At 60.9% G+C, this 24,517-nt stretch carries 20 protein-coding genes; 12 read left to right on the top strand and 8 right to left on the bottom strand.

The features are described from left to right. The first annotated feature begins 43 nt into the window (after nt 1–43). The gene (locus PFLCHA0_RS15210) at nt 44–877 is read left to right on the top strand and encodes an enoyl-CoA hydratase/isomerase family protein (RefSeq protein ID WP_015635615.1); all 834 of its coding nucleotides are present in this window, start codon (nt 44–46) and stop codon (nt 875–877) included. A 48-nt stretch (nt 878–925) separates the two neighbouring features. On the opposite strand, the gene PFLCHA0_RS15205 is transcribed toward PFLCHA0_RS15210, so the two are convergent. Continuing rightward, on the bottom strand, nt 926–1,525 hold the full coding sequence (locus tag PFLCHA0_RS15205) for an MliC family protein (RefSeq protein WP_015635614.1): 600 nt from the start codon (nt 1,523–1,525) through the stop codon (nt 926–928). Nucleotides 1,526–1,767: 242 nt separating this feature from the next. On the opposite strand from PFLCHA0_RS15205, the gene PFLCHA0_RS15200 reads away from it, so the two are divergent. Next, nucleotides 1,768–2,343 (top strand): hypothetical protein, encoded by a 576-nt coding sequence (locus PFLCHA0_RS15200; RefSeq protein ID WP_041752256.1) that lies wholly within the window; start codon nt 1,768–1,770, stop codon nt 2,341–2,343. Nucleotides 2,344–3,040: 697 nt separating this feature from the next. On the opposite strand, the gene PFLCHA0_RS15195 is transcribed toward PFLCHA0_RS15200, so the two are convergent. The 4 genes from PFLCHA0_RS15195 to PFLCHA0_RS15185 all read right to left on the bottom strand — a co-directional run bounded on the left by PFLCHA0_RS15195 (nt 3,041) and on the right by PFLCHA0_RS15185 (nt 6,184). After that, nucleotides 3,041–3,553 (bottom strand): Imm15 family immunity protein, encoded by a 513-nt coding sequence (locus PFLCHA0_RS15195; protein WP_230493599.1) that lies wholly within the window; start codon nt 3,551–3,553, stop codon nt 3,041–3,043. Nucleotides 3,554–3,656: 103 nt separating this feature from the next. After that, nucleotides 3,657–4,055: a hypothetical protein gene (locus tag PFLCHA0_RS31700; RefSeq protein ID WP_155246650.1), complete on the bottom strand. Its 399-nt coding sequence runs from the start codon at nt 4,053–4,055 to the stop codon at nt 3,657–3,659. Nucleotides 4,056–4,163: 108 nt separating this feature from the next. Continuing rightward, nucleotides 4,164–5,309 (bottom strand): AAA family ATPase, encoded by a 1,146-nt coding sequence (locus PFLCHA0_RS15190; protein ID WP_015635612.1) that lies wholly within the window; start codon nt 5,307–5,309, stop codon nt 4,164–4,166. 14 nt (nt 5,310–5,323) lie between these two features. Beyond that, complete coding sequence (locus PFLCHA0_RS15185; protein ID WP_015635611.1) at nt 5,324–6,184, bottom strand: RNA ligase family protein; 861 nt, start codon at nt 6,182–6,184, stop codon at nt 5,324–5,326. A 338-nt stretch (nt 6,185–6,522) separates the two neighbouring features. Between PFLCHA0_RS15185 and PFLCHA0_RS15180 the strand changes: the two genes are divergently transcribed. Beyond that, a complete protein-coding gene (locus PFLCHA0_RS15180; RefSeq protein WP_015635610.1) occupies nt 6,523–7,182 on the top strand; it encodes a hypothetical protein in 660 nt (219 codons plus the stop codon). A gap of 72 nt (nt 7,183–7,254) precedes the next feature. On the opposite strand, the gene PFLCHA0_RS15175 is transcribed toward PFLCHA0_RS15180, so the two are convergent. After that, nucleotides 7,255–8,946, bottom strand: coding sequence for a SulP family inorganic anion transporter (locus tag PFLCHA0_RS15175; RefSeq protein ID WP_041752252.1), 1,692 nt, complete (start codon nt 8,944–8,946; stop codon nt 7,255–7,257). 609 nt (nt 8,947–9,555) lie between these two features. Here PFLCHA0_RS15175 and PFLCHA0_RS15170 point away from each other — a divergent pair. From PFLCHA0_RS15170 to PFLCHA0_RS15135, 9 genes are all read left to right on the top strand, one after another. Further along, entirely contained in the window at nt 9,556–11,805 is a 2,250-nt protein-coding gene (locus PFLCHA0_RS15170) for a type VI secretion system Vgr family protein (protein ID WP_015635608.1), read from the top strand. Between the two features lie 11 nt (nt 11,806–11,816). After that, nucleotides 11,817–12,263: a DUF6484 domain-containing protein gene (locus tag PFLCHA0_RS15165; RefSeq protein WP_015635607.1), complete on the top strand. Its 447-nt coding sequence runs from the start codon at nt 11,817–11,819 to the stop codon at nt 12,261–12,263. Between the two features lie 14 nt (nt 12,264–12,277). After that, entirely contained in the window at nt 12,278–13,390 is a 1,113-nt protein-coding gene (locus PFLCHA0_RS15160) for a DUF2169 family type VI secretion system accessory protein (RefSeq protein WP_015635606.1), read from the top strand. Next, complete coding sequence (locus PFLCHA0_RS15155; RefSeq protein ID WP_121528495.1) at nt 13,387–14,427, top strand: hypothetical protein; 1,041 nt, start codon at nt 13,387–13,389, stop codon at nt 14,425–14,427. The genes PFLCHA0_RS15160 and PFLCHA0_RS15155 overlap by 4 nt, the downstream gene beginning before the upstream one ends. After that, entirely contained in the window at nt 14,427–15,539 is a 1,113-nt protein-coding gene (locus PFLCHA0_RS31250) for a PAAR-like domain-containing protein (protein WP_015635604.1), read from the top strand. The genes PFLCHA0_RS15155 and PFLCHA0_RS31250 overlap by 1 nt, the downstream gene beginning before the upstream one ends. A gap of 27 nt (nt 15,540–15,566) precedes the next feature. Then, the gene (locus tag PFLCHA0_RS15150; protein ID WP_041752250.1) at nt 15,567–16,448 is read left to right on the top strand and encodes a hypothetical protein; all 882 of its coding nucleotides are present in this window, start codon (nt 15,567–15,569) and stop codon (nt 16,446–16,448) included. 24 nt (nt 16,449–16,472) lie between these two features. Continuing rightward, complete coding sequence (locus PFLCHA0_RS15145; protein ID WP_015635603.1) at nt 16,473–17,723, top strand: TIGR02270 family protein; 1,251 nt, start codon at nt 16,473–16,475, stop codon at nt 17,721–17,723. A 99-nt stretch (nt 17,724–17,822) separates the two neighbouring features. Next, nucleotides 17,823–18,803 (top strand): response regulator, encoded by a 981-nt coding sequence (locus tag PFLCHA0_RS15140; RefSeq protein WP_015635602.1) that lies wholly within the window; start codon nt 17,823–17,825, stop codon nt 18,801–18,803. Between the two features lie 20 nt (nt 18,804–18,823). After that, nucleotides 18,824–19,741, top strand: coding sequence for a LysR family transcriptional regulator (locus PFLCHA0_RS15135; protein ID WP_015635601.1), 918 nt, complete (start codon nt 18,824–18,826; stop codon nt 19,739–19,741). Here PFLCHA0_RS15135 and PFLCHA0_RS15130 read toward each other — a convergent pair. Further along, complete coding sequence (locus tag PFLCHA0_RS15130; protein WP_172621763.1) at nt 19,738–22,908, bottom strand: ATP-binding protein; 3,171 nt, start codon at nt 22,906–22,908, stop codon at nt 19,738–19,740. The genes PFLCHA0_RS15135 and PFLCHA0_RS15130 overlap by 4 nt on opposite strands. A 128-nt stretch (nt 22,909–23,036) precedes the next feature. After that, nucleotides 23,037–24,494 (bottom strand): TolC family outer membrane protein, encoded by a 1,458-nt coding sequence (locus PFLCHA0_RS15125; RefSeq protein WP_375154138.1) that lies wholly within the window; start codon nt 24,492–24,494, stop codon nt 23,037–23,039. Nucleotides 24,495–24,517: the final 23 nt, after the last annotated feature.

Here is a 24,517-nt window from a genome sequence, read left to right as displayed (position 1 = left end):
GCGCAGCCGTTTCACCGCAGGACACACATAAACAGGAGCGTTTATGACTTTCAGCGAAATAGCCTATGAGCAGTCCGGGCCCGTGGTGATCATCCGCTTCAATCGTCCCGAGCAGCGCAACTGCATCGGCCCGGTCACCCACCGCGAGCTGATCGAGGCCTGGACGCGTTTTCGCGAGGATGACAACGCCCTGGTGGCAATCATCACCGGCACCGGCGACCGAGCCTTCTGCGCCGGCGGCGATCTCAAGGCGGCCGCGCAACTGGTGCCCAGCAGCGCCGAGGAAATGGCAGCCCACGACCGTGGCGAACGCCCGGGCATCATCGGCCCCAGCCGCTGGACCGAGATCTACAAGCCGATCATTGCCGCGGTCAACGGCGTGGCCTATGCCGGTGGCCTGGAGTGGGCCTGTTTTGCCGACATCCGCATCGCTGAAGAACACGCCTCGTTCGGCGTTACCTGCCGGCGCTGGAATATCGGCCTGGCGGATGGCGGCACCCAGCGCCTGCCACGGATCATCGGCATGGGCCGGGCCATGGAACTGATTCTCACGGGCAAGGTGATTGACGCCCAGGAGGCGTACCGTATCGGCCTGGTCAACGAAATAGTGCCCAGTGGGCGCTCCCTGAAACGGGCACTGGAGCTGGCCCATGTCCTGGCCGGCCTGCCGCAACCGGCGATGCGTTCGGACAAGGAAGCGGCCGTGCGTGGCTATGGCTTGCCATTGGCGGAGGGCTTGAAGATCGAAGCGCAGTGCTTCAACCGCTCGATCCATCAACCGGAAACCCAGGAAGGGTTGCGGCGGTTCATCGAGCGCGATCATCCGGATCGGGCCAGCCAGCAGTCGCCCGGTACGCCGGGTATTGTCAGGAACTAACCCCCAGGGCTTGGCGGCCTGCACCCCATACGGTGCAGACGGCAGGGCTCAGCCTGCTTTCTTGCAGATCATCTCTTCAGCCCCATGGCCCCAAGTGACAACAGCCTCGCCCTGATGCTCCCAGAAGCTCTCGTTCTGCCCTAGGTAACGTGAGCCGCTGGCAGAGCTGGCCTCCAGCATCAGCGATTGCCGGCCTTTATATAAGGCGGTGAGGGTGGGCGGTTCGGTCTGGAAGAAGGTGACACTGATACGGCCATTGCTCGCGCAATCGAACATGACTGGAGCGGAGGAGGTGACCAGCCCATAACCCGTCTGCAGTTCGACGATGCGCCGACGATAGCTATCAGCCACGCAGGCTTGCTGATCATCGGTCTTCCAGCACTCGTCGCGGCCCTTGATCCAGCCACGCTGTTCGGCCTTGAGCACATTGCCGCGCTTGCCGGCATTCTTCAGGGCGTCGCGATAAATAGTGGCCAACTTGCGGTCCAGTGCCGCGAGACCAGGGTTCTGGCAGATCAGTGTGGTTATCGACCCGGTCATTTTCTCACTGCAGTTGAATGAAGGACCTTGTTCGGCCGTTGCCAGAGAAGTGGCCAGCAGGGCCGATAAAGCGACACTGCCCACCATTGTTCGAAGGGGAAAGGTCATGGGTAACTCCTGATATCCAATATAACTAAACTAAATATTCATTTAGTTTAGTTATTTATAAGCGTCATATTGTAAGGGCAGGGTAGCTCATCCCGCGAGCCATATCTCGACACCCGGCAGCACTCGGCAAGACCCGCGGCGAGGTGTATTTGATAAAGGGCAGATCGAAGCTATCCTCACCAGGGACAGCAATATCGATTATTTAAAATGCATATTGAACAACTGGGCAGGAGCCAAGAAGCATGACAGGGGAAGATCTGGTCAAGGCAATAGAAAACAATGCAACGCTCATGGGGCTGAAGGATTGTCCTTCCGTGCCCATTCAAATGAGCTGCGCTGTCTACGGGAAGGTGCAAAATGATGTTGGAAACGATGTCATTACAAATAACGGAAGCATGAAATACCAAATCGATCAGGCTCTTTTATTTCACGGCCTGCACTCGGAGACAGCTGTTTGGCACTTTAGTACGGGACCAGTGGTTCATCATTTTGTCGTGATCCCTTGGTACAGGCAGTCAGCCCCTCAAGGGACCGTGTATACGGTATTTATGGCCTACGAAGGAAAGTACCTGCTGGTTAATTATGTAAAACATAACAGCCCGGCCCCTGGTGAGATTAAAGGCTACAAGACAGCCTGGACGGAAAACGACTTGAGAACCATGCTCTCTGACTTGCTCACCAAGAGTAGTGCCTGGGAAGAATACTTCGGCAATGTCGGACCGGCCCAGGCGAATATAATCCACTACTACAAATACAAAACAACAACACTAGACTCTGCAGTTTCCAACGTGAATCGATACAGAGAGCTCTGTCGGTAGATTCCTTGGTCGTCCCGGCAATTAGCCAAAGCCCACCTTCAATAGTTCGATATGCAGGTGGGCCACAGTCAGCAACCACCTGAGTTTGAAATTCTCCCGCTCGAACTTTGACAGGCATTCCGAATTTCGAAAGACACACACCACGTGTTCATCCGCGGTCGGAATTCGTGGGTGTCATGCAACTGGAAGTTTTTCGGCCCAGGGCCGGTGAAGTCCTGGGTTGGCTACAAGGAGCAAAGGAATCAGGATTCGTTTGTCCAGGATGTCATTGCGAAGGCCCAGACGCGAGCGACAGCAGAGTGATCGAAGCCTGGCTTCAGAAGCTGTCCCTGAGGGTAGGAAGCGTTGCAGCTGAGCCTGGGTAATTCTTGGGTATCGTGACCCACATGAACATGTCATATCTACGCATAATGTATATTATGTTAAATAGCATAACTCCAAGGCTCACAGGAGCTGTGATCAGCTATCAGGCTTGGATCACATATCCGGGCGCTTTCGACGCTTTGAATTGGCGTACCCGAGCTGGTCATTTCCAGTTTTCGAAACCACTCACTGCTCAGATCCACCGATGGCTCGCTCTGCACCTATAGGCTTCGACCAAGCCCATGGACCTGACGCAGCGAGCAATCGCATAGCTCCCACCCCATCATTGGAGTGCTTCACCATCGAATCGGATTGGCTGACGAATCCAGTACTCTCAAGAAATCCTGGGTACAGCAAAGACCCTTACAATTTCTTCAGCGCAAGCTGCGTCATAAGATCTGCTTTCATAAAAATCAAAAGCAGTTTCTGCCCCACAGCTGGAAAAATGTTTTTTCACTTCCTTCATCTCCTTCGACGCAAGCCCTCTATCATGTTCTCGTACTTTTTCCAAAAAACTGACTGAAGCTGGCTTTGCGCAAATAAAAATATTGGGTATGAGAACACCTTGCTGCGCCAGCCCTTCAAAGTCTGTAAAAGTCACGGCAAAAAAAACATCTTTACCTGTTGAAACCTTCAAGACTCTTAAAGTATTTAAAACAAACAAAGCGAGCCCTGTCAGGAAATCAGACACCCCGTCGCTGCTCATTTCATCCATCAGGTGCTTTAAGCGACCATACCTTGATACAAGCGGAATCTCTTCAAAGCTTTCATAGCTCTCGAAGAACACGTCCATATCATTGTACGGCTCTTTACTGATTACCTTGTTATAGAGATCTGTAAGCTTCATTACCAGGGGATACTCCATCCGTCGCAGGATGTTCGGGGGGGAACGTCAGGAAGTTCAATCAACGAGGGTGCGTGCTGGCTAGAACCACTTTCACTGGTATCACCTAGCCCTCAAGCTCATAAACCTCAATATCACGACCAATAACATATAGATCCCCTTCTTCGCGCACTTGATCAATGGATGCTGGATCAGCATCCAAAGCGTAATTTCCATCAATGTCGACACACCAATACTCGTCAAACTTCAACAGCCGAACCCCCGAGCAAATTGAATTGAATTGATGACCGCTAACTTTCGCGCTCAGCTCTTCGACGCCACGGACAACCACTTTGACTTTCTTCCAAACATCCCCATCAATACGGTGATCTCTGGCATGAAATACAACCTGTGCTGCGAGTCGTTCGCCTGGCGCATAATTAAACTCGAACGACAATAGCAAGCCATCTTCAAAACGGTGAAAAGCTTGTAATACCTCACTTATTTTTTCTGCAGTATCTGACATTTTCATTTACCTGGTGATTTCTGGCCGTGACTTTCAAGTTGGTTGCTTTTCAAGCGGATAGGGTTTGAAACGCTTCATGCCTCGCGTCGCCATGTCCCCCTGGACCACTCACCCCGTCACCGCCTGATAAACAACCCGATGCGCCTCGGTGGGCAGTGGCACTTCCCACTTGAACAGCATGCGGCGGATATCATCGTTGCGCAGCGAGGTGTCGCGCTGCTGGTTGCGCCGCATGATCTCGCCCTCGGGGCGCTCCAGGTAGAGAATTTCCACCTGCGCGCCGTAGCCGTAGAGCAAGTCCAGGGTGCGGTTGCGCATCTGCGCCGACAGGTGCGTCGAGTTCCACACAAAGGGTTTGTGCTCTCGCAGCAAGGCCTTGGCCCGGTCGATGGCGTAATGCGCAGCGGCGCCTTCATTCTGTCCATGGCGCAGGCCCAGGGCCTGGCGGGCGTCGTCGAACGACACCACCGGCAGCTCCGGGTGATGCTGTGCGGTCCAGGTGTCCTTGCCGCTGGCCGGCAGGCCCGAGAGCATCACCACCGACGAACCCTGCGGCGCGTGCAACGGGTAGTCGGGATGTACCCGGGCGCCACGCAGGTACTGAATGCGTGTGTAGTCGTCGGCAAAGGCCCGCGGTCCGTGCAGGCAGCCCTCCTCCTGCGCCAGTTCGCGCCACAGTTCGATGGCGTCCAGTACATCGGCCTTGCCGGCGTAGTTGCGGCCCTGCATATCGGCCTCGGCGACGGCACAGAGCATCCACAGCGGCAGTTCCCAGGACAGTTTGTGCAGCAGGAACTCAGGGCTGCGGCCGCTGCGATCACCCTGCAGGGCGAAAAACGGCACTTGGTGCACGGCGATGATGCGGCAGATCTGCTCGCGCAGCTCGAACGGCACACCGGCGCGCCACAACAGTAGCCGCGCATCCACCGCCCCCCGGCGTGAATGACCGGGCTGGCCGATACGCCCGGTATCCTTGTCGATCACCGTGGTGTCGGGCTTGGCGATGTCGTGCAACAGGGCCGCGAAGAACAGCACAAAGCGCTGCTCGGCGCTGGCCTGCTGGTAGGCGGGTTGGGCCAGTAATGCTTCGACCACCAGGCGGGTATGAATCCATACATCGCCCTCGGCGTGGTAGATCGGGTCCTGCGGTGTGTCGGCCAGGCGCGCCAAGGCCGGAATGGCCGACAGGCAGGCGGCGGTGTCCATATCGCGCCCCGGCTCGGGGACCAGTTGGCGCAGTTGTTGAGTATCCATTTCGGGAGGCTCCTTCAGTAGCCGTGGCGTGGGCCCTGCCAGTCCATGGACAGGCGCGGGGCATAGAGGTCGACGCCGGCGGCCAGTTGATTGGGGATAAAGGGTTGGCTGGCATGGTGCTGGTCGGCATCGAGGATGGCCTGGACGAAGTCCTGGCGTACCCACTTGAGCCGGCCGAGGGTCTGCTGCTCGTCCTCGAGCTTCAGGTACAGGCCCTCCATGCGGCTGGAGCGGTCGCACTGGCGCCAGGCACGGGCCAGGTCTAGGCCTTCGCGGTGCACCACCTGCTCGAACACCTGGCGCCAGTGCGCGGTCTTGGCCAGCGAATCGCCCACCAGCGCTAGCAGCTCGGCATGCCGGCGCGGTGCCGGGCCTTCGTACAGCACAGGCACCGACAGCACCGGCCCACCTTCTAGCAGGCGCCGGCGCGCCGCGGTGGAGAGGAACAGCCCTGTGGCGCGGTCCCACACATCGAACTCGCAGAAGTAATGTGGCAAGTGGTCGTAGAACACCGAGTGCTTCTTGTGCAGCCACTCGCCATACAGCACGAAGCGATCTTCCAGGCGTTCCAGCAACCAGTGCTCATGGGCCGAGGCCCACTGCTTGAACAGATTGAACTGGCGCTCGCGCCCACCGCCGGTGAGGTAGTGACCGCGAGATTGCAGGAGCAACTCGCCGCCTGCGCCAAAGCTGATGCCCGCGTTGGCACCATCGAGTTTTTCTTCCACCACCAGCCACTGTCCGGCCAGGGCGCCATAGCGCACTTGGCCAGTGTCAGTGTCGCCATCTTGCAGGCGCGAGCCTTGCAGGTGGGGCGTGCGGGGGTATTTGAGCAGTTCCAGGTTGTGCGCGGTGGCACGAATATCCGTGTGCATGGGTTTGTCCTCGAAAAAAGAGAAAAACCAACGACAGGATCAGGCAGGCATGGCAATGAAGCGCCGCCGTGCATAGGCACGGGCAGCCATCAGGCAGGATGGACCGTCGTCGGTATCAGGCGTGTTGGCTGGCGTAGGGCACTGGCTTCACCACTTGGAGAAAAGGTTGCAGAGGCTTTAGGGCGCGCATTCAACAGCAGATAGCGGCATCAGGTCAAGCCCCGAGAGGACAAAACCCCAGCGCCCCTGCTTGCGCGAAACACCCGAGCTTTTGTCATGAAAAAAACCGCCTGGGGCTCATAGGGTGCAGCCAGTCATAACCCGATAAGGAATCGATCATGAAACGTTCAAGCGTGCTGATGGCTGCAGTCATTGGCCTGGCACTTGCACCTTTGGCCCAGGCCTCGTCCATGGCTGACAGCGAAGAGAAAGCCCAGTTGCGCAAACTCTTCTGCGAGTCGAAGGGCGGCGCCGATATCACTGGGCTGGGTGAGTTGAAGAAGTCCGACGACGTCGGCGCCGTGGTGGTGTGCAAGCTCCCGCCCTCGCCCACCACCGTGGTGGAAAACCAGGCGGCATCGAGCCTTGCCGCGCTGCCATTGACGCCCGTCACGGCAACGCTTGCGCCACCGTCGGGGGTCTACAAGCTCGCCCCGGGAGCCAGCAGCGTCAACACTTCATGCTCGGCCAACCTGGCCATCGCCAAATGGGCGGGCTTTCCCAATACCAGCAACGGCAACGCCACCTTGAACTGTCGTGGATACAATGCCGGCGCAGCAGGCGGTACGCTGGGTTGCAAGATCGAATGGACCGGGCCGACCCAGGTCGCCATCGGGGTCACCCCTTACGGCGGCCAGGTCGCGGTGAACTTCAATTGCCAGGCCCTGTACTTCGGTTCCGTCGGCACGGTGATGGATTTCAGCTACGCCGACCCGACGTATCCGCGCATCCGCTATGGCTCGGTCCAGGCCACCAGCAGCATGACCATCACCCAGTGATGCCGTGCCAGCCTGGCTGAGCTTCGATCAAGCGCCGGCAGGGCCGCTCCCTGCCGGTCACCCTCCTCTGCTTCATTGCTTGCCGCGCATGCTGTTGCGCCATATGCGGTAGGTCCTGATGCCCGAACGCACCGAACCGAACAGCAACTGGCTGTCCATTTCCCGGGTCATCCCCGAACGTTCCAGCATCGCCAGGAAAGTACCGCGGGCACGGGCGATAGCGAAGTAGATGCCCTGGGCGGCCAGGGTCTCGCGGATTTCCCGCAGCACCGCGATGCCGCTGACATCGATATCGGTCACCGCCTCGGCATCGAACAGCACCACCTCGGGTTGGCTCTCGCGCTGCACGGTGTCCAGCAGGCGCATCTTGAAGTAGTCGGCGTTGAAGAACAGGATCGCGTCGTCGAAGCGATACACCACCAGGCCGGGCACAGTGCGAGCTTGCGGGTACTGGTGGATGTCCACCTGGCCTTCGATGCCCGGCATCCAGCCCAGCACCGCGTCGGTGGGTTGGTAGATGCTGTACAGCAGGCGCAGGATGGCCAGGGTCACGGCGAACATGATGCCCGGCAGCACGCCCAGCCCCAGCACACTGACGGTGGTCAGCAGGCACAGCCAGAACTCGAAGCGGCTGAGTCGGTAGATTTGCTTCAGGGACTTGACGTCGAGCAAGCCCCAGCCCGCCATCAACAGCACCGCGCCCAGGGCCGGCTGCGGAATCCACGCCATGGGCGCGGTGAAAAACAGCAGAATCAGCGCAATCGCCAGGGCGGCGATGATGCCCACCAGCTGGCTCTTGCCTCCGGCCATGTCATTGACCGCGGTACGCGAATCCGCACCGCTGATGGCAAAGCCCTGGGAGGCACCGGCGGCCAGGTTGCTCAGGCCCAGGGCGATGAATTCATGGTTGGCGTTGATCGCGTAGCCATGGCGCGCGGCGAAGCTGCGGGCAGTGAGCATGGCGCTGCAGAAACTCACGGTAGCGATGCCCAGCGCGTCGCGCAGCAGGCTCTTGCTTTCCTCCAGGGTGGTCTTGGGCCAGGACAACTCCGGCATCCCGGCCGGCACATGACCGAGGATCGCCACACCGAGGCGGTCGAAGCCCAATAGCCCGGCCAGCAAGGTGAACAGCGCCACCGTCAGCAGCGCCGCAGGTACGCGCGGATAGCGTCGCGGCAGCCAGATCAAAAGGCCCAGGCTGGCCAGGCCGACGGCCAGGGTCAGGCCATGGATCTCCCCCAGGCGCTGGAGAAAGTCCGCCAGCCCCAGGATGAAGCCGTCGCCTTCGATCTTGAAGCCCACCACCTTGCCCATTTGCCCGGCGATCAGGCTCAGACCGATGCCGTTGAGGTAGCCGATGAGGATCGGCCGCGAGAAGAAGCTGGCGATAAAACCCGCCCGGGCGATCCCGGCGGCAATCAGCATCAGGCCCACCAGCACGGTGACGATCATCGACAATTCGACGGTACGCTGCAGGTCGCCCATGGCCAAAGGCGCCACGGCCCCGCCGAGCATGGCGCAAGTGGCGGCATCGGGGCCGACCATCAGTTGCCTCGAGCTGCCGATCAAGGCATAGACGATCATCGGCAGCACACAGGCGTAAAGCCCGTACTGCGGTGGCAGGCCGACAATCTGCGCATAGGCGATGGCAATCGGGATCTGGATAGCCGCCACGGACAAGCCGGCCCGCAGGTCGGCGCGCAACCATTCGCGGCGGTAGTGCAGCAAGTTGGACAGGCCAGATAGACAGCGGGATAACGACATGCCGGGTCCTTTCGAAATATTCCGTTTTATTCTTTGGCTGCGCGCTTGTTTGGCAAGGCGACGCGGGGCGTTATTCAAGCGAATCGGGCAACTTAGCGCCATGAGCTGGAGCAGCTTTTGCTTCGATTCACCCAGGTGCTTGGCCATGGGCAACCCGCTGAGGCGCAGGTGGTGGTGAGCTTGGGCCGCTATAGATGAACAACCTCTCCCATTCATGGGACGCCAAGCCAGCTATAACGGCGAGTTGCCTTGATGACGCGCCACTTCCCGGTGCATGTCGTCGCGCTCGTAGCCAGGCAGCAAATGACCGTCGGTCACCTACCTTGAAACGGCTCGGTGTTCGCTCCATTGGTCGGAGAGTTTCTTGACTAGGATTAAACCGCGCTAAGACTTTAACCGAAATTGTTAGAGGTGACGCCCAAGTGGCTCTGGACAGAAGGTTAATCCGCAGAAGCCGGATTGACTCGTACGTTCGCTTTGACTGAGTGCCTATGAGGCCGATATGGAGATCATCTCTGTGGTGGATGTACCGCGATGGATGGACACGATTTCCCCTGACCCCGCGAGACGGACGACTGACGCCCGAACACGAGCCAGAGGAAGTCGTTTATGGCAATAACGCAAAACAACCGTTTGGTGCAGGTCGACAGTCCCCTCGGCGGCGATGTCCTGTTGCTGCAGAGCATGGAAGGCAACGAAGAGCTGGGGCGATTGTTCCACTACGAATTGGACCTCACCTCCGAAAACCGAGCGATCACATTCGACCAGTTGCTGGGCAAGCCGATGGGCCTGACCCTGGAGCTGCACGACGGCAGCAAACGCTATTTCCACGGCGTTGTCTGCAGCTGCCGGCAAGTGAACGGCCACGGTCAGTTCGCCGGCTACCGCGTCAGCCTGCGGCCCTGGTTATGGCTGCTCACGCGCACTTCGGACTGCCGGATTTTCCAGAACAAAACGGTGCCGGAGATCATCAAGCAGGTGTTCCGCGACCTCGGTTTCTCCGATTTCGAAGACAGCCTGAGCGGCAACTACCGCGAGTGGGAATATTGCGTGCAGTACCGTGAAACCAGCTTTGACTTCGTCAGCCGGTTGATGGAGCACGAAGGCATCTATTACTACTTTCGCCATGAGCAGGCGCGTCATGTACTGGTGTTTGCCGACGCCTATGGCGCCCACTCCACGGTGGCCGACTATGACTCGGTGCCCTTCTACCCGCCCGATCGGCAAATGCGCGAGCGCGACCATTTCTACGATTGGCAACTGGAGCGGGAAGTCCAACCCGGTTCTCTGGAGCTAAACGACTACGACTTCAAGCGCCCCCGCGCCAGACTGGAGGTGCGCTCCAGTGTGTCGCGCAGTCACAGCAACGGCGACCACCCGCTCTACGACTACCCCGGTGAATACGTTCAGAGCAACGACGGCGAGCACTACGCGCGTACCCGCATCGAAGCCATTCACAGCCAGTTCGAGCGCGTGCAGCTGCGCGGCCGCGCCCGCGGGCTGGGCTGCGGCCATTTGTTCAAGCTGACCGGCTACGAGCGCGAGGACCAGAACCGCGAATACCTGGTGGTGTTCGCACGCTATCAGATCCGCCAGGAACTCTATGAAAATGCGCAGCTGGACCTGTCCGAGCAGTTCACCAGCGAGCTGGACTGCATGGATGCCAGCCAGGCCTTCCGCCCTCTTCCCCTGACCCCCATGCCCATTGTTCGCGGGCCGCAGACCGCCGTGGTGGTCGGCCCCGATGGCGAGGAGATCTGGACCGACCAGTATGGCCGGGTCAAAGTGCATTTCTACTGGGACCGCCACGACCAGTCCAATGCCAATAGCTCCTGCTGGATGCGCGTGTCCCAGGCCTGGGCCGGCAAGAACTGGGGGGCGGTGCAGATCCCGCGAATCGGTCAGGAAGTGATCGTCAGTTTCATCGAAGGCAACCCGGATCGGCCGATCATCACTGGCCGCGTCTACAACGCCGAACAGACCGTGCCCTACACGCTACCGGCCAATGCCACTCAGAGCGGGGTGAAAAGCCGTTCGAGCAAGGACGGCTCACCGGCCAACTTCAATGAAATCCGCATGGAGGACAAGAAAGGTGCAGAGCAACTGTTTATCCATGCCGAGAAGAACCAGGACATCGAGGTCGAGAACGACGAGACCCACTGGGTCGGCCACGACCGCAGCAAGACCATCGATAACGACGAGACTGTGCATGTCAAACACGACCGCACCGAAACCGTCGATCACAACGAGACCATCACCATCGGCGTCAACCGCACCGAAAGCGTGGGCAACAACGAGGACATCAGCATTGGCGTCAACCGTACCGAAAGCGTCGGCAGTAACGAGACGATCAGCATAGGCCTCAACCGCACCATCAGCGTGGGCGCCAGCGAAACCGCGACCGTGGCCCTGCAACGCACCCATGCGGTAGGTATCAACGAGACGATCGCCATCGGCGCCGCGCAGGAAGTTGTCATCGGTGCCTTTCAAACGGTGAATGTCGGGGCCTACCAAAACGTCAACGTGGGCCTCTACCAGTCGACCAATGTGGGCACCAACCGCTCGGTGGACGTCGGAGCCAATCTTTCAACGACGGTAAAAGACAACGAATCGCGCCAGGTCGGCGCAGGACGCACGACCGATATCGGCAAGGACGATGAGCTGACGGTGGGCAAGAACCTTGTCATCGATGCCGGTGACTCGGTGACCATCATGACCGGCAAAGCCAGCATCGTCATGAAGAAGGACGGCACCATCAGCATTAGCGGCAAGGACATCACCATAGACGGCTCTGGCGTGATCAACATCAAGGCTAACAAGAACGTGGTGATCAAGGGACGCAAGATCCTGCAAAACTAGGAGTAACGCGTATGACGGTTCAATACTCACTGCCCGCGCAGGCCCGCATCGATGGTGTAGTCGTCGGTGTACTGCTCGACCTGCCACAGGCCAGTGCGCCCTGGGTGACCTACCCCGGCTGCCCCGAGCAACAGAGCATCGCCGCCCGCAGCACCACTCTGCTCTCCCCTGAAGACATCGGCAGCCAAGTGGCGCTGATGTTCGAAGATGGCGACCCTTCCCGCCCACTAGTGATCGGCCGCCTGCTGAGCCAGGCCATGGCGCCCGAACCGGTTGCCAGCGTGCAACTGGACGACCAGCGCCTGGAACTGCGCGCCGAACGCGAGATCGTGCTGCGTTGCGGCAAGGCCAGCATCACCCTGACCCGCGCGGGCAAAGTGATCATCCAGGGCGCCTACCTGTCCAGTCGCTCCAGCGGGGTCAACCGCATCAAGGGTGGTTCGGTGCAGATCAACTAGACAGGTAGTCGCCTATGGAACTGCTCAACGCCAGCAAACTGCTTGCTGCCTATACCCAGGGCATGGAGCCCGATGGCCGCGAATCCCTGGTGGTGGTGGCCAAAGGCACGTTTAATCTGCCGCTGGACGGCCGCCCGGCGACCCTGGCCGAGACCCAGCAACCGCTGCTGATGGCCGATACCTTCCTCGGTGAACCCGGTCTCAGCGCCCCGCTGCAGGAAATGGACTTCGCACCGGTCAAGCCGTTCTGCGACGTGCTGGTGCGCGGCAAGGCCTATGCCCCAGGCGGGCGACCCGTGAGCCAGATGGCTGCGGGCATTCGCGTCGGTCAGATGAGCAAGGCCTTTTCCGTGCTCGGCCCCCGACAATGGCAATTGGGGCTACTGGGCGTTTCTCCCGGCTTGCCGCAGCCTTTCATCGAGCAGGACATCTCTTATGCCCAGGCCTTTGGCGGCAGCCATCCGATGGCGGAAGACTCCGAATTGCGTTACAGCTACCTGGACAATCCGACCGGTTGTGGCTGGTTTCCAAGCCGCATGGGTAGTGCTGCCATCGTCGGCATGCCGATGCCGAGCACCGAGGAATTGGGCAAGGCGATCGACAGTCCCTCTGGCGACTTCCGTCCTATGGCCCTTGGCCCCATCGGCCGCAGCTGGCCGCAACGTGCTCGCTTCGCTGGCACTTACGACGATGCCTGGCTGGCCGACCGCTTTCCGTTTCTGCCGGGAGATTTCGACCGTCGCTACTTTCAGGCGGCCCCTGACGATCAGCAGATTCCTTACCTGCGTGGCGGCGAGGATGTGTTGCTGCTCAACCTCACACGCCAGGAGCGCGCGGGCTTTCGCATCCCCGAAATGGACGTGCCGGTGACCTTCTTTCTGAAAAAAGGCGGTCACGAGACTGTGCAGGCGGTGATCGATACCCTGCTGATCGACACAGACGCGCTCCAGGTGCAACTGACCTGGCGTGTCTCTCGTGTACTACGACACAACATGTTCGAGATCGCTCAGGTGCTGGTCGGCACTATGTCCACAGGCTGGTGGCGCGCCCGCGAACTGGGCAAGGATTACTACCCGTCGCTCTCCTCCCTGGTAAAAGCCAGGCACGCCCCCGAGGAGACAGACTGATGACTGCACTTTGCATCCTCGGTTCCGGCATGGTCAGCGCCGTTGGCCTCAGCGCACCCGCGAGCTGCGCGGCGATTCGCTGCGCTATCGATAACTTCCAGGAAACCCGCTTCATCGACTGCGGCGGCGAATGGCTGATCGCTGCCAGCGTGCCTCTGGAGCAGCCCTGGCGTGGGCGCAGCAAACTGATCAAGATGGCCGCCTGCGCCATCGCCGAGGCGCTGCAAAGCACCCCTAACGTCGACCCGGAAAAGACCCCGCTGCTGCTGGGGGTGGCGGAAGTCGAGCGCCCCGGCCGCCTCGACGGCCTCGATAAGGGGCTGCTGCACGCCATCGAAGCCGAACTGGGCCTGCGCTTTCATCCCAGTTCCAACGTCATCGCCTATGGACGGGTCAGCGCTGCCGTGGCCCTGCTTGATGCGCGTACGCTGATCTACCAGGGCGGCCATCGCCACGTGCTGATTGCCGGCGTCGACTCCTTCTTGAATGGACCGACGCTGGCCGCTTTCGAAGCACGCGATCGCCTGCTCACTAGCCAGAACTCCAACGGATTTATCCCCGGCGAAGGCGCCGCCGCCGTGGTGCTGGCCGCCCCCGTTGCCAGCGAAGAGCCGCAATTGGCCTGCCTCGGCCTGGGATTCGGCGTGGAGAAGGCCACCGTGGAGGCCGAAGGTACTCCCCTGCGTGCTGAAGGTCTGACTCAAGCCGTACGCGCTGCCCTGAGCGAGGTCGGCTGTGGGTTGGAGCAAATGGATTATCGGCTCACCGACATCTCCGGCGAGCAGTACTACTTCAAGGAAGCCTCCCTGGCCCTGAGCCGTACCCTGCGGGTGCGCAAGGAGTTCTTCCACCTCTGGCACCCGGCCGACTGCATTGGCGAAGTCGGCGCCGCCATCGGCCCGACGATGCTGGCCGTGGCCCTGGCCGCCAGCCGCAAGGGCTACGGTGACGGCCCGAATATCCTCTGCCACCTCGGCAACGACGCCGGCCAACGCGCCGCCGCCCTGCTCAGCTACCAGACCGTGAGGGCTGCCTGATGGCCAACGAGGTGTATGCCAACAATATGGAGATTTCCTGCAAGGCGGCCGATGGCAAGTCCGTCGCCTGCTTTCCGGATGTCTGCTTCACCCCGCCCGTGGCTCCGCCGACACCGATGGGGGTACCCATTCCCTACCCCAATACGGGTATGTCCAAGGACACCACCCGGGGCACACGAACGGTCAAGATCACCCGCAAAGAGGTGATGCTCAAGGACAAGAGTTACTTCAAGACAAGTTATGGGGATGAGGCTGGGAATGCGCCCAAGAAGGGGGTCATCACTAGCAAGATCAAGGGGAAGGTGTACTTCACTTCCTGGTCGATGAATGTGAAGTTCGAAGGTCAAAACGTAGTACGGCACCTTGACATGACGACGCATAACCATGCTTCACAGCCAGGTAATACCCCTCCCTGGCCTCACCTTTCCAAGATGTCGCCGAGCACCCAGGGAAAATGCAAAAGGGAGAAAAAAAGAGAAAGAAAATCCTGCCAGGAATACAAACCGTACGGTGAAAAGAATGTTTGTAAAGAGGCCGAGCTGAGCGGTGCAATGGTCAATGAAAGCGCTTGGGCCAGCAAAACAGCGACAAGAGCCAAAGCAAACAAATGCTTGTCGGCTCGCCGCTGTCAGTTAGTACCCTACCGCCCTAAGGACGAAGCAGGTATAGCCGGATGCTGTCCAGCACAAACACCTGACCATGTCATACCGAAAAGCTCATTTTCTGTAGGAGCGTTCAGTAACAACAAGCGCCAGCCCGGCTGGGAAGAGTATTCGAAAGATACGGCGCCTTGTATGTGCGTTGAGGGCTGGGGGAACACTCATGGGAGTCATGGTGTCCGACACAGCGAGCATAAAGCTCTGGGGGTTATCGCTGGGGTCAAGAAAGGCGATATGCGCGAATTCGGTAAAGAGGCCTCCATGGCGGCCCAAAGTACTCGTGGCGCGTTTCCCGAGTCAAACTGTAGCGAACGCTGCCTCACGGCACAGTTGGCCGACGGGCATAAAAAAATGCTACCGCCAAATACGCAGCCCCCTAAAGTAAAACATTCACCAAGCGGAAGAAGTAAGCCAGCGGTATTGAACCGTACTGCGAGAAGGCCCTCCCCTTGAGCCACCACCCAATAAACGGATATTCATATGGCTGACGAATGGCTGGAAGATTATTACTACGCTTATGTTGCCGCCGTAGACGCACAGAAATCTTTTTTCGCTTTTCGGGAAATCGGACTAGAAGCCCAGGACGTTTCGCACACTATTTTCCTAGAGTACAACTCTGGAAAGTGGCGAGAAGTTGGGGAGGCGACTTGGGATACCGTTGCCATGACCACCGACCGGTCACAACAGATGCTGGCAATATCCGAAGAGGGTGAAATTGGGGAAGGCTATCTCGGCTCGACCCTCAGCTTGTCGCAAATGGATCCGCCACCGCTAATGCTCAGAGGGATAAGCTCGATAGGCGAATATACCTACTTGTGCGGAGTGTCCCGAGAAGTGTATGTACGCCATGGATCTTCTGCCTGGCAGCCTATACATGCCCCAAAGCCTACGAGTAAAGACAGTGTTTTTGGCTTCGAAGCACTGGGCGGTTTCTCCAATGATGAAATCTATGCCGCCGGCTGGAAGGGAGAAATATGGCTGCGGGAGCAAGGCAACTGGCGGCAAGTCGACAGTCCAACCAACTTTAAAATAACTGCATTGATATGCGCCTCTGATGGTTATTGTTATTTATGTGGCCGCCAAGGCACTTTGCTGCGTGGCAGAGCGGACACATGGGAAATTATCGATCTCGAAGAGTTCACCGATGATTTCTGGAGCATTGCTGAACACCAAGGAAAAATCTATTTAGCCACCTTGTTCGAAGTATACGTTCTCGATGAAAGTTCTTTGCGGCCAATCAACTGGAACATGCCAAAGCCCAATACTTGCTACTGTCTTTCCGCTAAAAACGGGGCGCTTTGGTCTGTTGGCCAAAAGGATATCTTGGTACATGACGGGCAGAGCTGGAGGAAACTTGCTTAACTCACTATTTCTCAAGACTTTGAAATGTACTCGAACTTGATTCCGCTGATTCTGGATCAACATGTCGAAGAAGCCAGCTTCCTCGCCGTCCTGCGGGACTATGCCCTGGGCGCACCGCACTACGACTTCGACCACCTCAGCCAACTCGACGAGCGCATCGACGCCCACCTTGACGGCCTTCGAGTCGCCGGCACCTGCGGCCTGGAAACCCTGTTGGCTCAACTTGGGCCACACGCCATTGGCGAGCTGTTCGCCAGTGTGGTGCTGGCCTTCGAGGCGGGTAACGCACAGGTGTTGTCACGGCTCAGCGAGCATTTGCGAAGTGCCGTAGAAACGGAGAGCGGCTACCTGATGGCCTTGGGTTGGCTCGACTGGAAGTGGGTATCGCCCTGGGTTGATCGCCTGCTCGCCTCCCCCGACCCCCTGTTTCTGCGCCTCGGCCTGGCCGCCTGTGGCATGCACCGCCATGACCCCGGCCCTGCCCTGCTTACCGGACTTTCCCACGCCGACCCAAGCGTCCTGGCACGTGCCGCCCGCACTGCCGGCGAACTGCGCCGTCGTGACCTGATGCCGACAATTCGCACCCACCGGCAACACCAGGACACCGCCACGCGCTTTTGGGCCAATTGGGCCACCGCGCAGATGGGCGACGAGGAGGCGCTGGAGCCGCTGCGGCAGTTCGCCGAGCAACCGGGCCAGTTCCAGTACCGCGCGCTCTGTGTACTGCTGGCCTGGCAAAGGCGTGAGCACAGCATCGCCTGGATACGCCAGTTGATACAGAACCCCGAGCAACAGCGCGTCGGCATCCAGGCCGTTGGGCTGCTGGGCGACCCGGTCAGCGTGCCCTGGCTGATCCAGCAGATGAGCGACCTGCCTCATGCCCGCGTCGCCGGCGAGGCCTTCAGCCAGATTACTGGGGCAGACCTGGCGTTACTCGATCTGGAATTGCAGGACCTGCCGGATTTCGATGCAGGCCCGAACGACGACCCTGAGGATGCCAATGTGGCCATGGACCCCGATGAGAATCTACCCTGGCCCGACCCGCAGTTGATCGCAGACTGGTGGCAGGCCCATGGAGGTGATTTCCAGGCGGGCGTGGGCTATGTGCTGGGGCTGGCGCAGCGCGAAAGCAGTTTTCAGCAAGCGCTTGTCCGGGGCCAGCAACGCCAGCGTATTGCCGCCGCCTACGGCATCGCCCGCTTCCGGCCGACTGAAGTGCTTTTCCCCACCAGCGCACCGGCCTGGCGGCAAAAGCGGTTGTTGTCCGGAGGATGAGCAGGCGATTCATTCTCTTCGACTGCGGCAGCTGGCCGCTAGGTGCCCATAAACCAAATACGCTAGACTGCCGGCCTATTTTGTTCAGGCCCCCTCGTCATGCCCGCAGAGCATGTTCCCAAGCCCTATACGCTCCTGGCCATCGACGATGATCCGCAATCGTTGATCGTGCTGTCGAAAACCCTGACCGCCGAATATGAAGTGCTGCTGGCAAAGAACAGCGAACGTGGCCTGGCCCTGGCTCGCAGTGCCAGCCCCGATCTGATCATTCTCGACATCCTGATGCCGGAGATGGATGGCTTCCAGGTGCTCAGCGAGCTCAAGAGTCATCCGGCGACTGCAGCCATTCCGGTGATTTTCCTGACCTCGCGCAGCAGCGTCGAAGACGAACGCCTGGGGCTGCTGCTGGGCGCCGCCGATTACATCGCCAAGCCGATTTCGCCCCCTGTGGTACTGGCCCGGGTGGCAACGCAACTGGGCTACCGCAACAAACCCCTGCATGACCTGCAAGCAGTGGCCGGACCTTGCGCCGGCAGCGACATGCGCGACGGTTTTGTCAGTGCATTGACCCTGCAACTGGCCGGCAATCCGCAGATTCGCCTCCAGGCCCTGCTCGATACCCTGTCGATTCTGCTGCGCAGCAGCCCGAGCCGGCGCGACCCCGCGGCCTTGCGCAGCGCTGCCTGCCTGGCGCTGATGGGCCTCAATCAGCCGGGCAGCCGTATCGATCAGGCCCTGGGTCACAGCAGGCTGCTGATTGAAGAGATTCTCGCCCACGCCGAGCCGGAAGACCCGATCCTCAACCTTGCCTGGAAAATCACCCACGCCGATGCCTTGCTCAAGGGCCCTGGCGAGCTGGACACCTGCGAGCGGTTGTCCCTGTCGGCCCGTCTGTTCGCCCTGGCACTGAACTACCACCTGAGCCTGCTCCAGGCCAGCACCGAGGACGTCCACAGTCGGCATGCGCAAGCCATGGGCCAGATGTACCGCCAGCCCGGGTTCGAGCAGTGCATCGCCGGCGACCCGGAGCCGCTGTCGGCGGCCTTGCTGAGTTCGTCACAGAGCTTTTTCGGCCGGTGAATGGATGGTGAGCCTGGCCAATGCCTAACTTCGCAGATCTGGAGCTGTTCATTCTGATCGCCGAGCTGCAGGGCCTGTCCCCCGCCGCTCGCGTCATGTCGATCACCCCGGCTGCTGCCAGCCTGGGGCTCAAGCGCCTGGAAAACCGCCTCGGCGTGCGGCTGTTCACCCGCTCCACCCGCACCATGAAGCTCACCCCCGAAGGCGCGCGCTACCTGGAAAGTGCCCAGCACGCCTTGAAGATCCTGGCCAACGGCAAGCGCTCGTTACGCCACGATGACGGCATGCTGGAACTCACGGTGTCTTCCGACCTGGGCCGCAACCTGCTGCTGGACATGCTCGCCCGGCTCAAGCAGGAACGGCCGCGCATGTACATCAAGCTGGCGCTGAGCGACAAGGAAGAGGACCTGCTCAAGGGCCGCTTCGATGCCGCGTTGCGCTACGGCAAGAACCTGGCACTGGATCTGGTCGAGCTACCGGTGCTCAAGCAGCATTACTTCATCGCCTGCGCCGCGCCCGATTACCTGGCCGAGCATGGCCAGCCCGAGTCGCCGGAACAGCTGAGCGAGCACGAATGCATCATCTGCCACAGCATTGGGCGCCCGGAGAGCCGCTGGCGTTTCCATGGGGCCGGCAAGGTCGAGGACGTGCCGGTGCAAGGGCATTTTTGCTGTGATGATGGCGATGCCGCACGGCGCTGGGCCGTGGCTGGCCATGGCGTGGTCAACCTGCCGCTGCTCAATGTCGTGGAGGACCTGCTCGCCGGTCGCCTGCTGCCGTTGCTGCCCGGTTGGCAGTCCGACGCGGCGCCGCTGAATCTGGTGGTCTCGCACCGCTCGCAGATCACTTCGTCGTTGCGCGCCTTGCATCAATGCCTGGTCGAGCACTGCACCGACCGCATGGCCCGCTATCAGGCCCTGACCCAGGACACCCGCTAGCCCTGGAAGTCGACAAGCAGGTCATGGGCCTGCTGGAACTCCAACCGGTAGATCCGCTCTTGAATGGCCCGCAGAGGGCCACAGGGGTATTGCTCGTACAGTTCATCGATCAGCGCCAGGGCCTGGGCATTATGGCTGCGCAGCAGCTTGGCCAAGCGCTCCAGTGCCAACACCTGCTCAGGGTCCAGCCCCAGCTGCTGCGGTGCCAGATCCCCGTCGGCTGCCCCTGGCAGGGACGCCAGGCCGGCCAGCACCGGTTCCAGGCACCGCGCCAGCTGCTCGATCAGCGGCCCCAGCGCTGCCGGCCCGCCCGCCTGTTCCTCCAGTTGTCCAGCGGCCTCTTTGACCGCCGTGGCACCGATGTTCCCGGCGTTGCCCTGCAGGCTGTGGGCCAGAGAGCCGAGGGCGGCCAGGTCCCCTGCGGCATGGGCTTGCCACAAGCGTTCGATGACCTGCTGCTGGCTGTCACGAAAGTCGGCCAGGAGTTTGCGGTGCAGGGCCAGGTCCTGGTTCACCACCGCCAGCCCGCGCGCGGTGTCGATGCCTGTATAAGTCGGGTTCAAGATGCTTGTACCCGGAGGCGCCGGAACTTGCGCTACCGGCATGTCCGTCGCTTTGATCCAGCGCACCAGGGTCCGATAGAACGCCGCGACCTCCAGGGGCTTGCTCAGCAGATCGCTCATGCCGGCAGCCACCGCCCTGCCCTGCACATCGGCCTGGCTACTGGCGGTCACGGCAATGATCGGCAGCCACCGCAGGTGCGGATACCCGCGAATCTTGCGGGTCGTGGCGAAGCCGTCCATGACCGGCATCTGACAATCCATCAGCACAGCGTCAAAGCGCCCCTCCTCAAGCAACAGACGCAGGGCCTGCGCACCGTTCGCCGCCAGCACCACCTGGACCCCCACGCGCTGCAGCAGGCCCTGCAACACTTCCTGGTTGAGCCGGTTGTCCTCGACCACCAGCACCCGCGTCCCCACCAGCCAGCGTACCGGGTCATTGATCGCGCCCTGCCCCGCTGCGGCACCATTGGCTGGCGTGGTGCAGTTTTCCTCAAGCGGTAACGGCGACAGGCTCAACTGCACGCTGAACTTGAATGTTGCGCCCTGCCCTGGCTGGCTTTTCACCCAGATATCACCTTGCATCAGTTGCACGATTTTCTTCGAGATGGTCAGTCCCAGGCCGCTGCCGCCATAACGCCGGCTGATGGACCGGTCGGCCTGGACAAAGACATTGAACAAACGGGCCTGCTGCTCGTCGCTGATGCCCACCCCCGTGTCGGTGACGCTGAAGCACAGCAGCGCCTGATGATCCCACTGGCGCACCAGGCACACACCGATACAGACATGGCCGGCCTCGGTGAACTTGATCGCGTTGTCCACCAGGTTGGTCAGCACCTGGGCCAGACGCAGCGGATCACCCACATAACGGCGCGGCAGTGAAGCCGGAATATCCAGTTGCAGCCGCAGCGCCTTTTCTTCCGCGCGCTGGCGGACCAGCAGCAACACATCGTCCACCAGTTCCCGCAGGTCGAAGCCCACTTGCTCCATGCTCAGCTTGCCGGCTTCGATCTTCGACAGGTCGAGCACGCCGTTGATGGTGCCCACCAGGTGTTTGGCCGCACGGTCGATCTTTTCGATGTAGTCGCGCTGCACCGGCTCCAGCGGCAGGTCCAGTGCCAGGTGGGCCATGCCGATGATCGCGTTCAGCGGCGTGCGGATCTCATGGGACATGCAGTCGAGAAACTCCGACTTGGCCTGGGTCGCCCGCTCGGCATCGTGCCGTGATTGCTGGATTTGCGCCTCCACCGCCTTGCGCTCGCTGATGTCCTGCAGCACTCCGGTGACCCGCGTCGGTGCTCCATTGGCGTCGCGCTGCATGATCTTGCCGATGTCCAGCACCCACAGCCATTGCCCCTCTTTGTTGCGCATGCGGTATTCGGCGCGGTATTCGCCGACTTCATCGTTCAGGTGCGCCTTGAGCCGGGCCATGACCGGCTCGTAGTCGTCCGGATGCACCAGAGCGGTCCAGCGCTCCAGGCCATGGCCGAAGGCCTGTTCCATCTGCTGTTTGCTGTAGCCAAGAATCTGCAGCCAGACATCGTTGTTGATGACCGTCCCCAGGCTGAGGTTCCAGTCCCACAGCCCCAGGGCCCCGCTTTGCAGGGCCATGTCCAGGCGCTGTTCGCTCTGCTCGATCTGCGCCACGTCGCGCTTGTGCCGCCGGGCATCGGCCAGACGCCGCAGGCCGCCCCACAGCAACAGTAAGAACACCAGGGCACTCAGCCCCTCGATCAGCAGCACCTGTTCCCCCGGCAACAGCGTATCCAGGTCGCCCAGGGTGATCAGGGTCCAGGGACCGCTCGGGTCATTCCAGTCGAAATCCACCCGGGACAGGCTATAGCGCCGGCCGTCCAGCTGGATCACCGACTGATGGGCATCGAAGGGCAAGCGTTCGGGCACCCCGTTGGCAAACGGATAGTCGCTGAACTGGCGGCGGATCTCCCCCGTGAACCGGTTCCAGGGCCAGGCGCGGTCGGACTTGAGGATAAAGGCCGGGGAACTGGCGGCCAGCACCACGCCGCTGGGGGACAGGATCATCTTCAGATCGTCGCTGTACGGCTTGCTCAGGCTGGCATCGAGCCTATCGGCATCAAAACGCGCCACCAGCACCCCGATCACCTTGTCCTGGCGCGTACGCGACTCGAAGATCGGTGCCGCCATGTAGAACATGCGAGTGCCGGTGGTGGCGCTGATGGCGCCGTAGACACTGCTGCCGCCATCGAGAGCCACCTTGAAGTAGGGGCGGAAGGCCACGTTCAGCCCCAGGGGCGTCTGCCCGTGCTGGTCATGGGCCGCTACCACCACCCCTTCCCGGTTGAGAACAAACGCATGGTTGGCTTCCACCACCAGGGACAGGGTCTTGAGGGGAATGGTGGCCCGCTCCATCAGGTCCGCAGAGGGTTCGGGCTCCAGGACAATGCGCTTGAGCGAGGGGTTGTGACGCCCGAGGATCGACAGTGCGCCAATGGCAAAACCGTTGGATTTCCATTGTTCCAGGTCCTGGGCCTGCTCCCGGGTCTGCATCTGGATGCTGGCCCGGTAGACGTCTTCGACTTGCACACGGTAGTAGTTGCCCAGCGCCCCTGCGGCGCCGCCCGCGATCATCACGCCCAGGGCATAACAGCAGCGCCTGTGACTGTCGAAGAAGTCCAATAACCCGTACAACCCTGTCCCCCTTTACCTGAAAAAAATCGGTGCCCGCCAACCCTTGTCCGAGGCATTTCCTGGCCCTGTCAGCGTTTTGCCAGCCGGCGTGGAAACTCCGGCGGCAGAAAATCGCGGTCCGGATCGTAGTCGGCCTTGAGGTAATCACAAAGCGCCTTGAGGTCCTGGGGCGACAATGTCCCCACCGCCTGCTTGAGCCGCAGGGTGTCGAGAATGTAGTCATAGCGGCTGTTGTTGTACTGGCGCACGGCGTTATAGAGCTGACGCTGCGCCTCCAGCACATCGACGATATTGCGGGTTCCGACCTGAAAGCCCATCTGCGAGGCCAGCACGGCGCCCTGGTTGGAGATGATCGACTGGCGCCGCGCCTGCACCTGATCGACACCACTGTTGAGACCGCGATGCAGGTTGCGGGTCTGCTCCACTACTTGACGCCGCAAGCCGTCGTTGAGGTACTCGCGCTGGTTCATCCGCTGGTGGGCTTCGCGCACCTGGGAGCGGGTCTGGCCGCCACTGAACAGCGGAATGTTCAACTGCAGACCGACGGTGCGCTGCTCGACATTGCCACCGTAGCCATTGCCACGGATATCGCTGTTGCCGTAGCCCAGGGCGTCGTTGTCCCCGGTCTGGTAGCGCAGCACCGCGTCCAGGGTCGGCGCGTGCCCGGCCTTGCGCGCGCTCAGGGTCTGCTGCGTCGCCTCCAGGGCAAACTGGCTGGCCTGCAGGGTCAGGTTCTGGCGCACCGCCGTGTCCACCCAGCGCCGGGCGTCGTTGGGTTCGGGCAACAGCACCGGCATGTCGTGGCGCAACCCCTGGACTGCCTGGTACTGCTGATGCGTCAGGGTGTCCAGGGCTTCGAAGGCATCGTCGGTCTGCTTCTGCGCCACGATGCGGTTGGCCCGCGCCGTGTCATGGCCGGCCTGGGCCTGCAGCACATCGGTGCGGTCCGACAGGCCCAGCTGCAAGCCCCGTTCGGCCAGTTGCTGCTGGCGCTTGAGCGCCGCTTCTTCGGCCTTGGCCGCCGCCAGGGCGTCCTGAGCCTTGAGCAGGCCGAAGTAGGCCTGGGCGCTGTCGAACATGAGTTTCTGTTCGGCGGCGGCCAGCTCCAGCTGGGCCTGCTGGTCTTCAGCTTGCGCGGCCTTGAGGGTGAACCAGCGATCGGCGCGGAATATCGGCTGGTTCAGCACCGCCTGATAACTGGTGGCACTGCGCCGGGTGTCCTGCCGCGGCTGCTGCAGGGAGGTGCTGGTGGCATTGAGATCGGCACTGGCGGACAGCGTGGGCAGCAGGCCGGCCCTGGCCTGGGGCACCGCCTCGGCGCGGGCCGCCTGTTCGGCCTGGGCCGCCGCCAGCTCGCTGTTGTGCTCGCGGGCATCCAGATACACCCGCCACAGGTCGCTGGGCAGTGCCTCGGGTCGGGGTTGTGACAGGTGTTGCAGGTGCTGTGAGGTCGCCTGCGCCAGGGGCGCCACCAGCAGTGGGACGACAAGCAGCCAGCCGGCAAGGGCTCGCTGCCGCGAATTCATGGGTTTGCTCATGGTTGGATCTA

This window comes from Pseudomonas protegens CHA0 (assembly GCF_000397205.1).
GTDB classification, from domain to species: Bacteria; Pseudomonadota; Gammaproteobacteria; order Pseudomonadales; family Pseudomonadaceae; genus Aquipseudomonas; species Aquipseudomonas protegens.
The sequence above is the reverse complement of the archived record's forward strand: the minus strand, read 5'-3'. Positions and strand labels throughout refer to the sequence as shown.

What these genes read in the sequence shown, in the direction of transcription:
- PFLCHA0_RS15135 (WP_015635601.1), top strand. Translation starts at nt 18,824, where the DNA reads ATGCCTAACTTCGCAGATCTGGAGCTGTTCATTCTGATCGCCGAGCTG.
- PFLCHA0_RS15150 (WP_041752250.1), top strand. Translation starts at nt 15,567, where the DNA reads ATGGCTGACGAATGGCTGGAAGATTATTACTACGCTTATGTTGCCGCC.
- PFLCHA0_RS15165 (WP_015635607.1), top strand. Translation starts at nt 11,817, where the DNA reads ATGACGGTTCAATACTCACTGCCCGCGCAGGCCCGCATCGATGGTGTA.
- PFLCHA0_RS31250 (WP_015635604.1), top strand. Translation starts at nt 14,427, where the DNA reads ATGGCCAACGAGGTGTATGCCAACAATATGGAGATTTCCTGCAAGGCG.
- PFLCHA0_RS15195 (WP_230493599.1), bottom strand. Translation starts at nt 3,553, where the DNA reads ATGAAGCTTACAGATCTCTATAACAAGGTAATCAGTAAAGAGCCGTAC.
- PFLCHA0_RS15125 (WP_375154138.1), bottom strand. Translation starts at nt 24,494, where the DNA reads ATGAATTCGCGGCAGCGAGCCCTTGCCGGCTGGCTGCTTGTCGTCCCA.
- PFLCHA0_RS15200 (WP_041752256.1), top strand. Translation starts at nt 1,768, where the DNA reads ATGACAGGGGAAGATCTGGTCAAGGCAATAGAAAACAATGCAACGCTC.
- PFLCHA0_RS31700 (WP_155246650.1), bottom strand. Translation starts at nt 4,055, where the DNA reads ATGTCAGATACTGCAGAAAAAATAAGTGAGGTATTACAAGCTTTTCAC.
- PFLCHA0_RS15180 (WP_015635610.1), top strand. Translation starts at nt 6,523, where the DNA reads ATGAAACGTTCAAGCGTGCTGATGGCTGCAGTCATTGGCCTGGCACTT.
- PFLCHA0_RS15130 (WP_172621763.1), bottom strand. Translation starts at nt 22,908, where the DNA reads ATGATCGCGGGCGGCGCCGCAGGGGCGCTGGGCAACTACTACCGTGTG.
- PFLCHA0_RS15140 (WP_015635602.1), top strand. Translation starts at nt 17,823, where the DNA reads ATGCCCGCAGAGCATGTTCCCAAGCCCTATACGCTCCTGGCCATCGAC.
- PFLCHA0_RS15170 (WP_015635608.1), top strand. Translation starts at nt 9,556, where the DNA reads ATGGCAATAACGCAAAACAACCGTTTGGTGCAGGTCGACAGTCCCCTC.
- PFLCHA0_RS15145 (WP_015635603.1), top strand. Translation starts at nt 16,473, where the DNA reads ATGTACTCGAACTTGATTCCGCTGATTCTGGATCAACATGTCGAAGAA.
- PFLCHA0_RS15185 (WP_015635611.1), bottom strand. Translation starts at nt 6,184, where the DNA reads ATGCACACGGATATTCGTGCCACCGCGCACAACCTGGAACTGCTCAAA.
- PFLCHA0_RS15160 (WP_015635606.1), top strand. Translation starts at nt 12,278, where the DNA reads ATGGAACTGCTCAACGCCAGCAAACTGCTTGCTGCCTATACCCAGGGC.
- PFLCHA0_RS15190 (WP_015635612.1), bottom strand. Translation starts at nt 5,309, where the DNA reads ATGGATACTCAACAACTGCGCCAACTGGTCCCCGAGCCGGGGCGCGAT.
- PFLCHA0_RS15210 (WP_015635615.1), top strand. Translation starts at nt 44, where the DNA reads ATGACTTTCAGCGAAATAGCCTATGAGCAGTCCGGGCCCGTGGTGATC.
- PFLCHA0_RS15205 (WP_015635614.1), bottom strand. Translation starts at nt 1,525, where the DNA reads ATGACCTTTCCCCTTCGAACAATGGTGGGCAGTGTCGCTTTATCGGCC.
- PFLCHA0_RS15175 (WP_041752252.1), bottom strand. Translation starts at nt 8,946, where the DNA reads ATGTCGTTATCCCGCTGTCTATCTGGCCTGTCCAACTTGCTGCACTAC.